Annotated in this window: 12 protein-coding genes; all 12 read right to left on the minus strand. The window is 67.0% G+C overall.

Annotated features, from left to right (window positions below):
- Positions 1–499 precede the first annotated feature (499 nt).
- Entirely contained in the window at positions 500–1,816 is a 1,317-nt protein-coding gene (gene tyrS / locus AB0N75_RS16965) for a tyrosine--tRNA ligase (protein WP_364652123.1), read from the minus strand.
- A gap of 4 nt (positions 1,817–1,820) precedes the next feature.
- Complete coding sequence (locus tag AB0N75_RS16970) at positions 1,821–4,079, minus strand: UvrD-helicase domain-containing protein (protein ID WP_364652124.1); 2,259 nt, start codon at positions 4,077–4,079, stop codon at positions 1,821–1,823.
- 124 nt (positions 4,080–4,203) lie between these two features.
- Complete coding sequence (locus AB0N75_RS16975; RefSeq protein ID WP_127511673.1) at positions 4,204–4,743, minus strand: adenine phosphoribosyltransferase; 540 nt, start codon at positions 4,741–4,743, stop codon at positions 4,204–4,206.
- 9 nt (positions 4,744–4,752) lie between these two features.
- The gene (locus AB0N75_RS16980; protein ID WP_364652125.1) at positions 4,753–5,382 is read right to left on the minus strand and encodes a DNA-3-methyladenine glycosylase; all 630 of its coding nucleotides are present in this window, start codon (positions 5,380–5,382) and stop codon (positions 4,753–4,755) included.
- A complete protein-coding gene (locus tag AB0N75_RS16985; protein WP_364652126.1) occupies positions 5,382–6,371 on the minus strand; it encodes an SRPBCC domain-containing protein in 990 nt (329 codons plus the stop codon). The genes AB0N75_RS16980 and AB0N75_RS16985 overlap by 1 nt, the downstream gene beginning before the upstream one ends.
- Before the next feature lie 102 nt (positions 6,372–6,473).
- Positions 6,474–7,925, minus strand: a complete 1,452-nt coding sequence (gene argH, locus AB0N75_RS16990) for an argininosuccinate lyase (RefSeq protein WP_364652127.1) — start codon at positions 7,923–7,925, stop codon at positions 6,474–6,476.
- A 119-nt stretch (positions 7,926–8,044) separates the two neighbouring features.
- Positions 8,045–8,560 (minus strand): arginine repressor, encoded by a 516-nt coding sequence (locus tag AB0N75_RS16995; protein WP_364652181.1) that lies wholly within the window; start codon positions 8,558–8,560, stop codon positions 8,045–8,047.
- A gap of 14 nt (positions 8,561–8,574) precedes the next feature.
- Positions 8,575–9,534, minus strand: coding sequence for an ornithine carbamoyltransferase (gene argF, locus AB0N75_RS17000; protein WP_364652128.1), 960 nt, complete (start codon positions 9,532–9,534; stop codon positions 8,575–8,577).
- Positions 9,531–10,817 (minus strand): acetylornithine transaminase, encoded by a 1,287-nt coding sequence (locus AB0N75_RS17005; RefSeq protein ID WP_364652129.1) that lies wholly within the window; start codon positions 10,815–10,817, stop codon positions 9,531–9,533. Before AB0N75_RS17005 ends, argF begins: the two co-directional genes overlap by 4 nt.
- The gene (gene argB, locus AB0N75_RS17010) at positions 10,814–11,725 is read right to left on the minus strand and encodes an acetylglutamate kinase (protein ID WP_364652130.1); all 912 of its coding nucleotides are present in this window, start codon (positions 11,723–11,725) and stop codon (positions 10,814–10,816) included. Before argB ends, AB0N75_RS17005 begins: the two co-directional genes overlap by 4 nt.
- A 6-nt stretch (positions 11,726–11,731) precedes the next feature.
- The gene (gene argJ / locus AB0N75_RS17015; RefSeq protein WP_364652131.1) at positions 11,732–12,883 is read right to left on the minus strand and encodes a bifunctional glutamate N-acetyltransferase/amino-acid acetyltransferase ArgJ; all 1,152 of its coding nucleotides are present in this window, start codon (positions 12,881–12,883) and stop codon (positions 11,732–11,734) included.
- Positions 12,880–13,911: an N-acetyl-gamma-glutamyl-phosphate reductase gene (gene argC, locus AB0N75_RS17020; protein ID WP_364652132.1), complete on the minus strand. Its 1,032-nt coding sequence runs from the start codon at positions 13,909–13,911 to the stop codon at positions 12,880–12,882. Before argC ends, argJ begins: the two co-directional genes overlap by 4 nt.
- Positions 13,912–13,956 lie beyond the last annotated feature (45 nt).

Below are 13,956 nucleotides of genomic sequence, written 5' to 3' on the forward strand. Positions count from 1 at the left end.
CACACCACAGGGGCGGCACGCCACGGCACTTCAACCAATAAATAATTGGTATCAACAAACTTGGCACACTATTGAGTTCTCAAACAACAGGAGCAAACGAATACTTCAGCAAAACGGTTTCTTTTGGAATTCGCTTTGTTTTTCTTCGTTGCGATGTTTCTACTTTATTTCATTCTTTTTCTTTCTGTCAAATCCGCGTTTCCGCTTCATTTACTTCAGAAAAAGGATGGTCCCAGCGAAAAACTGCAGCTGATTTGCCTGCGCACTGGGCGCATGACTAACCGCTGCGTTTTATCGAAGGGGTTTTGTCGCTGTCCGGCCGGCTGTTTCACAACCCGCGGCGGCGACTCAGAAAACATTACACGGCCCCGGCACCGCCCGCAAATCGTTGAAGCGTGATGCCCGCCACCGATGCGGAAGGGCCCGCCGTCGGCCTCCGAAACGGAGGAAAACAGCGGGCCCTTCGGTCAAGCCGTCGGTTGACGGCCAAGCGGCTTTCTCAGCCAGTCACTTCCACCATGGCAAGGGTGCGCTTGCCACGGCGCATCAACAGGTACTTGCCATGCAGCAACTGGTCTGCCCCGACGACGGTGTCCGGGTCGGTGATTTTCTGGTTGTTCACGTAGGCTCCGCCCTCCGCCACCGTCCGCCGTGCCGCCGAATTGCTGGTGGCCAGGCCGGACTGGACCAACAAGTCGATGATCCCGGTGGTCTCCGGTCCGGCAACAGCACTGGGCAGCTCAGCTGTAGCGGCAACCAGGGTGGACTCATCCAACTCGGCCAACTCTCCCTGCCCGAACAACGCCGAGGAAGCAGCAATCACCTTGTCGGTCGCATCGGTTCCGTGCACAATCGACGCCACCTCGTAGGCCAGCGTCCGCTGTGCTTCACGGGTGTGCGGCCGCTCGGCCACCGCTCGTTCGAGCTCTTCGATTTCCTCCCGCGAACGGAAGGTGAAGACCTTGAGCCGCTGCACCACGTCGGCGTCGGCCGTATTGAGCCAGAACTGGTACATGGCATAGGGGCTGCACATGTCCGCATCCAGCCAGATGGCGTTGCCCTCGCTCTTACCGAACTTGGTTCCGTCCGAGTTGGTGATCAAGGGCGTGCCGATCGCGTGGACAGCGCTGCCTTCCACCTTGCGGATGAGTTCGATGCCGCTGGTCAGGTTGCCCCACTGATCCGATCCGCCGGTCTGCAGGATGCAGCCGTACTGCCGGAACAGCTCCAGGTAGTCCATGCCCTGCAAGATCTGGTAGCTGAATTCCGCGTAGCTGATGCCCTCGTCGGAGTTCAGCCTGGAGGCGACGATGTCCTTCTTAACCATGGTGCCGACGCGGTAGTGCTTTCCGATCTCGCGCAGGAAATCGAGCACGCTCATCGGAGCAGTCCAGTCAAGGTTGTTGACCATTCGCGCGGCGTTATCGCCGTCGAAGTCAAGGAAGCGCTGGACCTGGCCCTTCAGGCGGTCCACCCACTCGGCAACCGTTTCCTTGGTGTTCATGGTGCGCTCGGCGGTGGGCCTGGGATCGCCGACCAGTCCGGTGGAGCCGCCCACGAGTCCCAGCGGCTTGTGCCCGGCCAGTTGCAGCCGGCGCATGGTGAGCAGCTGGACCAGGTTGCCCAGGTGCAGGCTGGGCGCCGTCGGGTCGAAGCCGCAGTAATACGTCACCGGGTCCCCCGCCAGCAGTTTCTCCAGTTCAGCCTCGTCGGTTGAAACGTGGACAAGACCGCGCCACTTCAGTTCCTGCCAGACGTTGGCGAAACCAGGGTCGTTGCTTTGCGAAGCGAGAAACGTATTATTCACGGATTCCAAAATATCAGCCTTCAATTCCCTCTGGGACGTCGCCCTCGGCCAACAGCCGCAGCCGCTGGGTCGGACGGGTCATGGCCACGTAGAGGTCGCCGACGCGGCCGCCGGTGCGGTGCAGTAGTTCACCGGGTTCGAGTACCACCACGGCGTCGAACTCCAGGCCCTTGGCCTCCTGCGGGCCCAGCACACTGATGTCCTGTTCCAGCCCGCCCGCGCCGCCGCCTACGCGGCGGCCGTAGACCGCGGCCAACGCGCTCCGGACCTCCTGCAGCTGACGATCGGCGGCGATGACCGCCAGCAGGCCGCCGTTGGCAGCATCGAGTTCCTCGGGCATGACCTCCAGCAAGTGTTCAACCATGCGGCCGGCCGGCACCCGGTCCACCACCGGCTGCCAGCGCCCGTCGCGCACGGCTTTCGGAGCCGATACCACTTGGCCGGCCGCGTTCGCCATCCGTACCGCCGCCTGGGCAATCTGCGATGGCGTGCGGTAGTTCACGGTCAGTTCTTCGAGCTGCCAGCGGCTGCCCGCAAACGGCTCGAGTGCCTGTTGCCAGGATTCTGCGCCGGCCGCCGAGCTGGTTTGCGCGATATCGCCGACCACGGTAAACGACTTGAGCGGGCAGCGGCGCATCAGCAGGCGCCACTGCATGGCTGACAGCTCCTGCGCCTCGTCGACCACGATGTGTCCGAAGGCCCACGTGCGGTCGCCGGCGGCTCGTTCAGCGGCGGTGAGACGGTTTTGCTGCGCTTGGTTGTACCCCGCCAGGTCCTCCGCGCTGACCAGCCCGTTGATGCCGATGTCACGCAGCGACTGGTCAACGTTGCGCAGCGACTGCTCGGCATTGGCGATGTCGCGGGCCCGGTCTGCTTCCTGCTGGGCCTTGTCACGCCCGGACGAGGCATCCATCTCGCCGAGCAGCTCTGCGGCCTCGTCGAGCAGCGGCACATCGGATTCGGTCCACGGCGCATCCGGGGAGCGCAACAGCACCGAGCGTTCGGCATCGGTCAGTTCCGGGGTTGCAGCCTCGAGATGGGCCGGCTTGCTGAGCAATTCCCGGATCAGCTTTTCCGGCGTCAAAGGCATCCACGCCAGATTCAGCGCCACCCGGACATCGCGCGATGTCCGTACGTCTTCGGCCAGATAGGCGCGATCCGCGTTGTTGCCCGGTCCCGAGGACGCTTCCAGGGCTTCGCGCAGCTGGTCGGTCAGTTCGCGCAGCAGGATCTTCACGAAGGTCACCCGGGCGGCGTTGTGGGGTTTACCGGTGGCCCGCGCGCGGTCCCGCGCCCGCGCCACCTGGCGCGGGGTGAGGGTCAAGATGGTGCCCTCGACGTTGACCTTGCGCGGCTCCGCCGGCAGCCTCTGCCGGTTCGCTACCGCGTTGGCCACGACGTCGGCCATGGACAAACGGCCCTTGATCTCGGCCGCGGCGGGATCGGTTTCGGGCACCGCCCGGATTCCGGGCATCAGCCCACCGAGTGTTGACATGACGACGCCGGTTTCACCCAGCGAGGGCAGCACACGCTCGATGTACTTCATGAAGGAGTTCGACGGTCCCACCAGCAGCACACCGGCGGACTTCAGCCGTTCGCGGTGGGAGTACAAAAGGTACGCCGCGCGGTGCAGGGCGACGGCGGTCTTGCCGGTTCCGGGGCCGCCCTGGACCACAAGGATCCCCGGCATCGGTGCCCGGATGATGCGGTCCTGTTCGGCCTGGATGGTTCCGACGATGTCGGACATGGCACCGGTGCGCTTGGAGTTAAGCGCGGCCAGCAGGGCGCCTTCGCCCTGCAGCGACGCACCTTCGGCGAGCATGGTCGAATCGAGCACGTCGTCTTCAATGCCCTTGACCTGGTGTCCTTGCAGGATCAGGTGCCGGCGCCGCCGCACGCCCAGCCGTTCGAAGGCAGTGGCCTGGTAAAACGCTCCGGCTTCGGGCGCGCGCCAGTCCACCATCAACTGCTGCAGGTCCTTGGTGCTGAGTCCGATGCGTCCGATGTAGCGGCGGTCGCCGTCGTCCAGATCGAGCCGGCCGAACACCAAGCGGTCGTCAACGGCGTTAAGCTGGGCCAAACGGTCCTCATACATGGTCGCGAACGCGTCGCGTTCGGAAATGTTCTGCATACTGCCCACTGCGCCGCTGCCGCGGACCCGGGCCAACTGCTCCTGTTTTTCGGCGCGCAGTTCTTCCAGCCGGCGGTACAGTCCGGCCACGTAGCTGCGCTCATGTTCAAGCTCGGCGTGGGCCGAAAGCGATTCTGGCATGTGTGTTATCCCTCCCCAAAAGGCAGACCGTCCATTCTACTACCGGGACGGTGGATTTTCCTGCGAGCAGGACGACGGCGGGCGGGCGCGCACCCTGTCCGTTCGCCGACGGCGGAGTTAGTGGCTACTCGCGGACCAGCGAACGGATGCGGTGTCCCGCCAAGGCGGACCTGCCACGCAGTGCCGAGAGCTCGAGGACCACGCCGAATCCGGCCACCTGGACTCCGGCCCGTTCAAACAGCCGGCAGGCGGCGCCGAGCGTCCCGCCGGTTGCGAGCACGTCGTCGAGGATCAGCACCCGCGAACCCGGCAACAGATCGTCCGCATGGATTTCCAGCGTGGCGGTGCCGTACTCCAGCGTGTAATCCTCGGAGATGGTTTTCCGGGGCAGCTTGCCCTTCTTCCGCACCGTGACGACGCCGGTGCCGGAGGCATACGCGGCGGCGGCCGACAGCAGGAAGCCGCGGGCCTCCACACCGGCCACGGCGTCGAACTGGCCCTGGAACGGGTCGATCAAGGCATGCACCACTGCGTGCAGCGCTTCCCCGTCAGCGAATACAGGAGTCAGGTCCCGGAAGACGACGCCGGGCTGCGGATAATCCCGGACGGTCTCCGAAAGACGGTTGACCAAGGTTTCAACTGATTCGCGAGGGCGTTCATTCACCCGTCTACCCTACCCGCTGCCGGCACGGCGCCGCGGTTTCGCGGCCCGATACGGCGAGACGGTTGGGTCACCTTCCAACCAAAAGCGCCACGGGTAAGCATCGGTGCCGCCCTCACCGCTGACGCCCACCCGCGGCCCGGTCCGCACGTGCTGATGCGATGCCTGGACCGCCGGCCGGGTCAGTGCCAAGCCGCCGGCCGCGACGGCGCGGCCATTGTCCGCCAGCTCCAGCCCCAAGGCCACGGCCAGCCGGGCCGGCCCCCGCGCCAACTCGGCGTCCCGCTTGGCCGAGGTCCGCCGGCTGCGGGCCAGATCCAGGCCTTCGGTGACTTCTCCGGCGCGGAGCAAGGCGGCGGTGGCCTGGCCTTCGTGGCCGCACACGATGTTCACGCAATGGTGCATCCCGTAGGTGAAGTAGACGTAGATATGCCCCGGCGGGCCGAACATCACCTTGTTCCGGTTGGTCAGGCCGCGGAAGGCATGCGAGCCCGGATCGTGCTCCCCCATGTAGGCCTCCACCTCGGTGAGGCGCACCGCAACCGTCCCTTCCGCCGTCGTATGCGCCAACCGGGCACCGAGCAGCCCCGGAGCCACCTCCACGGCGGGCCGGCCCAGCCAGCGCAGCAGAGCTGCATCCACTAGGCGGGTTGGAAGCGCTGGTAAAAGCGGGCCAAGGCTTCACGCCGGTGCGCCGAGTCATGTACCTGCCCACCGCCGAGCACCGTGGCCAGCGCGTCCAGCCGCATGTGCCAGCTGGCCATCAGGCTCCCCGCCGGGATTTCCCGGCCGAGGTTGTGGACCAAGGTCAGGCGGGTCCTGCCGTCCTCCGGTTCCAGCATCCAGTGCACGGTGCCGGTGCCCTCCGGGGCGGTCCAGGTGTAGTCAAGCCTGCTGCCCGCGAGCACATACTCGACGTCTCCGGTGACGTTCCGTCCCGGCAGATTGAATTCGACCGCGCCGCCGGCCTGCAGCTCCACCCGACCGGGTCCGAGCCACACCTTGAACAGGTCCGGCTCGGTCAAGGCCTCCCAGACCCGGTCCCGGCCGGCGTCGAGCAACCGTTCGAAGCGAAGGCACGTGTGGCCGGAATCGCTCTCCACCGTGCCCATCGAATGCGAGAGCTGGTACAGGCGGGAGTACGCCTCCCGCAGCGGGGTCCAACGGTCAATTTCCGTCTCCGGCCGGCGTCCGGCCGCGACCTCGGCCAGCGCGTCCAGGATGGTCTGCCAGCCGGCGCTGCCTTCGGTCAGGAATTCGGGCCCCTCGGCGCGCGACCGGAACTGCAGCAACGTTCCGCCGTCGCTTTCCAGCACCCGCCATTCAATCACCGACTCCTGGCCGAGCTCGTCCTCCCACGTGATCTGCAGGCTCAGCGGCGGGTTCAGCTGCAGCACCGTGCCGCTGGACATGCCACCGCCCAGAACCAGCTCGTAGGTGCGGCCCAGCTCCCAGTCGGCGTCCAGCGTGCCGAGCCACTTGGCGACGTTCTCCTTCTCTGCCAGCAGGCTCCAGATGTAAGTGTGCGGGTAGTCGAGTTGGCGGTCGAAGGCCAAGACGTAATCCCCGTCCACACGCTCGATCCGGCCCTCCGGAACCAGTTTTTCCTCGTCCTGGCTCAGCGTCGACATGCTCGCTCCCTCGGCTCAGTAGCTATGCCCCAACGCTTCACAAACTACCGCAGAGACATTTGCTACCGGTCGGTAACTTATGCCGACGTCGGTCCGCGAAGGCTAGCCGCGGTTCCCGCCGGCGTAGTCCCGCGCGCTGGCGAGGCCGGCCTGGAGCGCCTCGATCTGGGCTGCCACGGCGCTCGGTGCGGTGCCGCCCTGCGAACTGCGGCTGGCCAGCGAACCTTCCACGGTCAGCACCTCACGCACCCGCGGGCTCAGCTTCGGCGAAATGGCGGCGAACTCCTCGTCCGTCAGGTCCCAGAGTTCGACGCCGCGGCTCTCGGCCTGCTTGACCGCGGCACCGGAGAGCTCGTGGGCTTCGCGGAACGGTACGCCCTGCCGGACCAGCCATTCGGCAATGTCGGTGGCCAGCGCAAATCCCTGCGGGGCCAGCGCTTCCAGCCGCTCAGTGTTGAAGACCAGGGTCTCGATCATGCCGGCGACGGCGGGCAGCAGGAGTTCCAGGGTGTCTGCGGCGTCGAAGACAGGCTCCTTGTCTTCCTGCAGATCGCGATTGTAGGCCAGCGGCAGGCCCTTGAGCGTGGCCAGCAAACCGGTCAGGTCGCCGATCAGCCGGCCAGCTTTGCCGCGGGCCAGCTCCGCAACGTCCGGATTCTTCTTCTGCGGCATGATGGACGAGCCCGTGGAGTAGGCGTCGTCCAGGGTCACAAAGGAGAATTCCTTGGTAGCCCAGAGGATGACTTCCTCGGAGATGCGCGACAGGTCCACGCCGATCATTGCGGAGACCCAGCTGAATTCGGCGAAGACGTCGCGCGAGGCGGTTCCGTCGATCGAGTTCCAGGCGGCGGAGTCGAAGCCGAGGTCGGCGGCGACGGCGTTGGGGTCCAGTCCCAGCGAGGAACCGGCCAGGGCGCCGGAGCCGTACGGCGAGACCGCGGCCCGCTTGTCCCAGTCGGCCAGGCGCTGCACATCGCGCAGCAGCGCCCAGGCATGGGCCAGCAGATGGTGCGACAGCAGCACCGGCTGGGCGTGCTGCAGGTGGGTGCGGCCGGGCATCGCAACGTCCGGGTGCCGGCGGGCCTGGGCGAGCAGCGCGTCAATGGTTGCCAGCACTCCGCTGGCAATGATCCGTGCGTGGTCGCGCAGGTACATCCGGCCCAGGGTGGCGATCTGGTCGTTGCGCGAACGCCCGGCGCGGAGCTTGCCGCCCAGCTGCGTACCGGCCCGTTCGATCAGCCCGCGCTCAAGCGAGCCGTGGACGTCTTCGTCCGACTCGGCGGCCGCGTAGGCACCCGAGCGAACATCGTCGTCGAGTTGGCCCAGGGCAGCAAGCATGCCCTCGAGTTCGGCGTCGTCCAGCAGCCCCGCCTTGTGCAGCACCTTGGCGTGCGCGCGCGAACCGGCGATGTCGTAGTGCGCCAGGCGCCAGTCGAAGTGCGTCGACTTGCTCAGCGCCGCCAGCGCGTCGGCCGGCCCGCCGGCGAAACGGCCACCCCAGAGGGCACCTTCGTTGGTGTGCCCGGCTGCGCCGGTGTTCGGTTCCTGCGTCACGTTGTCTTCCCTTTCCGCCAGGTCGCCCTGGTGACGGTTCCGCGCGCTGCCGTGCCGGCCGGCGGAGATGGCTTGCCGCCGAGGCGGTAAGCCGTTGCTTTGCGTTTAGGTTATTGCGTTCAGGCGTTGCGCGACGAGTCGTCGGCGAACTGCAGGAACCGTGCCGCGAGGGCGGCGCCGCCGGTCGGGTCCCGCGTCACCAGCAGGACCGTGTCGTCTCCCGCGATGGTGCCCAGGACCGACGGCATGACCGAATGGTCGATGGCCAGCGCCAGGAAGTTGGCCGCACCCGGCGGCGTGCGCAGCACCACCAGGTTGGCGGAGGCTTCGGCCGTCACCAGCAAATCCGCGCACAGCCGGGCCAGCCGGGCGTCCAGGATCTCTTGGGTGAGCCCGCTTTGCGGCGCTCGTTCGCCGCCCTCGCTGGGCACCGCGTAGATCAGGCCGCCGTCCTGGCCGCGCACCCGCACCGCGCCCAGTTCCACCAAGTCGCGGGAGAGCGTGGCCTGGGTGACCTGCACGCCTTCGTCCGCCAGCCGGGCCGCCAGTTCGGCCTGCGAGCGCACCGATTCGCCGGTCAGGATCGCGGTGATCTTGGCCTGGCGGGCGGTCTTGGTGGCCGGCATCGTGTTCATGGCCTGGTCCGCCTTCAAACCCTGGCCAACGGTGCCAGCGACGACTTGTCCATCAGCCATGCCATCAGCGCCTTCTGTGCGTGCAACCGGTTTTCCGCTTCGTCCCAGACCACCGACTGCGGGCCGTCGATGACTTCGGCAGAAATCTCGTAGCCACGGTAGGCCGGCAGACAGTGCAGCACGACGGCATCTTCGGCGGCCAGATCCAGCGCGGCTTGATCCACCGCGTAGTCCTTGAACAGCTCCAGCCGCTGCGCCTTTTCGTCTTCCTGTCCCATCGAGACCCAGGTGTCGGTGGCGATCACGTCCGCCCCGGCCAGCGCCTGCGCCGGATCAGTGCTGACCAGGACGGATCCGCCGGTTTCGGCGGCCCTGGCCTCGGCTGCGGCCACCACGGACTCAGCCGGCAGGTAGCCTTCCGGTCCGCCGATCCGCACATGCATGCCGGCGGTGACACCGGCGAGCAGGTACGAGTTGGCCATGTTGTTGGCAGCATCGCCCAGGTAAGCCATGGTGAGCCCGGCCAGCTTGCCCTTGTGTTCTTGGACGGTCAGCAGGTCCGCCAGCAGCTGGCAGGGGTGGTAATCGTCGGACAGCGAGTTGATCACCGGCACTCGGGACAGGGCAGCCATCTCCTCCAGCCCGGAGTGGGCATAGGTCCGCCAGACCACCGTGGAGACCATCCGTTCCATCACCTTGATGGTGTCGGATACGGATTCCTTGTGTCCCAGCTGGGATTCGCCGGGATTGATGATCAGCGGGACACCGCCCAGATCCGAGATCCCGCTGGCGAAGGACACCCGGGTGCGCGTCGAGGTCTTGTCGAAAATCACGGCCACGGTCTTCCGGCCGGCCCCGTCGCCGGCAAACGGCTGATACCGGTACGGGAACTGCTTCATCTCCGCGGCCAACTGCAGTACTTCGGCCTGCTCGGCCGGGGTAAGGTCGGTGTCCTTGAGGAAGTGGCGGGTCATGAGGCGTCCTTGCTGGTGGCGGCGGCGCGGGCGGCCGCGGTGGTCAGAATGTCCGGCAGCGCGGCGGTGAACCGGGCGGCCTGCTGGGCGGTCAGGATCAGCGGCGGGGCCAGCCGCAGGGTGCGCGGAGAAGGGCTGTTGATGATGAAGCCGGCGTCCAGTGCTGCCTCCACCGCGGCGGCGGCAATGTCGGCGTCCAGGTCGAACCCGATCAGCAGGCCCTCGCCGCGGACCTCCACCACGTGGTCGACGCCGGCCAGCTGCTCGCGCATCTTGTCCCCGAGCTCCGATACATGGGCCAGCAGCCCGCGGGACTCGATGGCGTGCAGGGTAGCCAGCCCGGCCGCCGTGGCCACCGGGTTGCCGCCGAAGGTGGTGCCGTGCTGGCCAGCGGTCAAGAGGCTTGAAGTCTCCGCACCGAAGGTCAGCAGCGCGCCGACCGGGAGCCCGCTGCCCAGGCCCTTGGCCAGGGTGATGGCGTCGGGAACGATCCGTTCGCCGCCGGCCACCTTGCCTTGGAACGCGAACCAGTTGCCGCTCCGGCCGACGCCGGACTGCACCTCGTCCAGAATCAGCAGCGCGCCGGCAGCCGTGGTGGCTTCCCGTGCGGCCTTCAGATAACCCTCCGGCAGCGGCCGGACACCCACCTCGCCCTGGATCGGTTCGAGCACGACGGCGGCCACCGTCTCATCGACGGCGGCGCGCAGTGCGTCTTCATCACCGAAGGGTAGGTGGACCACACCGCCCGGCATCGGTTCGAAGGGTTCGCGGTAGGCCTTCTTGGCCGTCAGCGCCAAGGCACCCATGGTGCGGCCGTGGAAGGCACCCTCCAGTGCGATGATCTTGGTCCTCGTCGGGCTGGAGTTGCGCCGGGCCAGCTTGAACGCCGCTTCGTTGGCTTCGGTGCCGGAGTTGGCGAAGAACACCTTGGAGCCGGCCGGAGCGCCGGCCAGCTCCAACAGCCGTTCGGCCAGCGCGATCTGTGCCGGACTGGTGAAAAAGTTTGAGACATGGCCGAGGGTGGACAGCTGGTCGGCGACGATGCCGGTCAGGAATTCGTCGGCGTGGCCGAGCGCATTCACCGCGATGCCGCCGAGCAAGTCCAGGTATTCCTTGCCATCGGCGTCCCAGACGGTGCAGCCTTTGCCTCGCACCAGCACGCGCTGCGGGGTCCCGAAGACACCCATCAGCGATTCGCGGTACTTCTCCAGCAACTGTTTGCCGTCCAGTCCCGCCAGGCCGGCCAAGTCGGCCGCCGTGGACACTGCGTGGGCCGTGTTCATGATTCGTCTCCGTCCGGAACAATCTGGGTGCCGATGCCGGCTGCGGTGAATATTTCCAGCAGGATGGAGTGCGGCATCCTGCCATCGACGACGGCGGCACGCTCCACTCCCCCGTCGACCGCCTTCAGGCAGGCCTCCATCTTGGGAATCATGCCGGATTGCAGCCCCGGCAGCAGTCCGCGCAGTTCCCCCGCCGTGAGCGACGATATCAACGAGGACTTGTCCGGCCAGTTCGCATACAGCCCCTCGACGTCGGTGAGGATGACCAGCCGTGAGGCGTGCAGGGCGTCAGCGACCGCAGCGGCCGCGGTATCCGCATTGACGTTGAGCACCTGGTTGGTGCCTTCGCCGTCGCCGCCGATTTCCGGTGCCACGGTGGAGATCACCGGGATCCGGCCGGCGTCGAGCAGATCCAGGATGGCCGACGGATTGACGCCGACCACTTCGCCGACCAGGCCCAGATCGACCTCCTCGCCGTCCACCACCGTGCCGGTGCGCACCGCTTGCAGCAGCCCGCCGTCCTCCCCGGAAAGTCCCACGGCGTACGGCCCGTGCGAATTGATCAGGCCCACCAGTTCCCGTCCCACTTGTCCGGTGAGCACCATCCGGACCACGTCCATGGCTTCGGGAGTGGTGACCCGCAGTCCGCCCTTGAACTCCGATTCGATGCCGAGCCGGGAGAGCATGGCGTTGATCTGCGGTCCGCCGCCGTGGACCACCACAGGCTTGATGCCGGCGTGGTGGAGGAACACGATGTCTTCGGCGAATGCCTGCCGCAGTTCGTCGTTGACCATTGCGTTGCCGCCGTATTTGATCACCATGGTGGTGCCGGCGAACCGTTGGATCCACGGCAGCGCCTCGATCAGCGTGGCGGCCTTGTCCTGGGCCATCAGCATTGTGTTCTTCATCGGTCCTCAGCTGGAGTAGGCGGAATTCTCATGCACGTACTCGTGCGTGAGGTCGTTGGTCCAGATGGTTGCGCTCTCGCCGCCGGCCTGCAGGTCGATCACCACGGTCACGTCGCGGCCGCTCAGGTCCACCAGGTCGCGGGACGCGCCCACACCCCCGTTGCGGCAAACCGGGACGCCGTTCATGCTGACGTTCAGCTGGTCAGGTTCGAAGACGGCGTCGGTGGTGCCCACCGCGGAGAGCACCCGGCCCCAGTTCGGGTCGTTGCCGAAAATGGCCGTCTTGAACAGGTTGGAGCGGGCCACCGCCCGGCTAACCGTTTCCGCGTCCCGCTCGGAGGCGGCGTTGATCGTGGTGACGGCGATGTCGTGGCTGGCGCCCTCGGCATCGGTGATCAGCTGCCGGGCCAGGTCTGCACACACTCCGGTCAGGGCAGCGGTGAAGTCCTCGCTCCCGGGAACCACGCCGGAAGCGCCCGAAGACAGCAGCACCACGGTGTCATTCGTGGACATGCAGCCGTCCGAGTCGGTCCGGTCGAAGGTGACCCGGGTTGCCTCGCGCAGGGCCGCCTGCAGCGCCGCCGGTGCCAGCTCGGCGTCAGTGGTGATGACCACCAGCATGGTGGCCAGTCCCGGTGCCAGCATGCCGGCGCCCTTGGCCATGCCGCCGATGCTGTAGCCGTCGCCGGCGAACACCGCCTGCTTCGGCACGGTGTCGGTGGTCATGATCGCCCCGGCCGCGGCGGCTCCGCCGTCGTCGGACAAGGCAGCCGCCGCCGCTTCGACCCCGGGCAGCAGCTTCTCCATTGGCAGCTGCTCGCCGATCAGCCCGGTGGAGCACACCACCACATCGCCTGCGGAGATGCCGAGCAGGGCGGCGGTTTTCTCGGCGGTGGCGTGGGTGTTCTGGAAGCCCTCGGCGCCGGTGCAGGCGTTTGCACCGCCGGAATTGAGCACCACGGCGTCGGCCCGGCCATCGCTGATCGCTTGCCGCGACCAGTGCACCGGGGCGGCAGCCACCCGATTCGAGGTGAAGACGGCGGCCGCCGCCTGCTGCGGTCCGTCATTGACCACCAGGGCGACGTCGGGCTTGCCGGAGGCCTTCAGGCCGGCGGTGGCGGCGGCGGCGCGGAATCCTTTGGGTACGGTAACGCTCACGGTGCAATCCCCTGGAGGGTCAGGCCGGCGGTCTCCTCGAGACCGAGGGCAATGTTCATGGACTGGATGGCGCCGCCGGCTGTTCCCTTGGTGAGGTTGTCGATGGCGCAGGTGGCGACAACGCGGCCGGCGTGTTCGTCGAAGGCCAACTGCAGGACGGCGTGGTTGCTGCCCTGCACGGACTTGGTGTGCGGCCACTGGCCCTCGGGCAGCAGGTGCACGAACGGTTCGTCGGCGTAGGCGGACTCCCAGGCGGCGCGCAGTTGTCCGATGTCAGTGCCCGGCTTGACCCGTGCGGTGGCCGTAGTCAGGATGCCGCGGCTCATCGGCGCCAGCGTCGGAGTAAAGGAGATCGTGACCGATTCGCCGGCAGCTGCCGAGAGTCCCTGTTCGATTTCCGGGGTGTGCCGGTGGCCTCCGCCGACGCCGTAGGGGCTCATGCCGCCCATGACCTCCGAGCCAATCAGGTTCACCTTGGCGGCTTTGCCCGCACCTGATGTACCGGAGGCGGCAACGATCACCACGTCCTCGGGCTCCAGCAGCCCGGCGGCAAAGCCGGGCGTCAGTGCCAGCAGCGAACTGGTGGGATAGCAGCCAGGCACGGCGATCCGGCGGGCTCCCTGCAGCTTGTCCCGGTGGCCGGGAAGTTCCGGCAGGCCGTACGGCCAGCTGCCTGCATGGGCCGAGCCGTAGAACTTCTCCCAGGCCATCGGATCCACCAGCCGGTGGTCGGCGCCGGCGTCCACCACCAGCGTGTCCGCCGGCAGCGCGGCAGCAATCTCCGCGCTGGCACCGTGCGGGAGGGCCAGGAACACCACGTCGTGCCCGGCCAGGTTCCCCACGGTGGTGTCGACCAAGACCCTGTCCGCCAACGAATGCAGGTGCGGCTGCAGGCCGCCCAGCCGCGAGCCGGCATTGCTGTGCGCTGTGATCGCCCCGATCGAGACGTCGGGATGGCCGGCCAGCAGGCGGAGGACCTCGCCGCCGGCGTAACCGCTGGCACCAGACACTGCAACCTTAATAGTCATGACGACCAGCATACAGCAAAAGTATTCACAAGACAGGATAATTAT

This window comes from Arthrobacter sp. NPDC089319 (genome assembly GCF_040684925.1).
Taxonomy (GTDB): domain Bacteria; phylum Actinomycetota; class Actinomycetes; order Actinomycetales; family Micrococcaceae; genus Crystallibacter.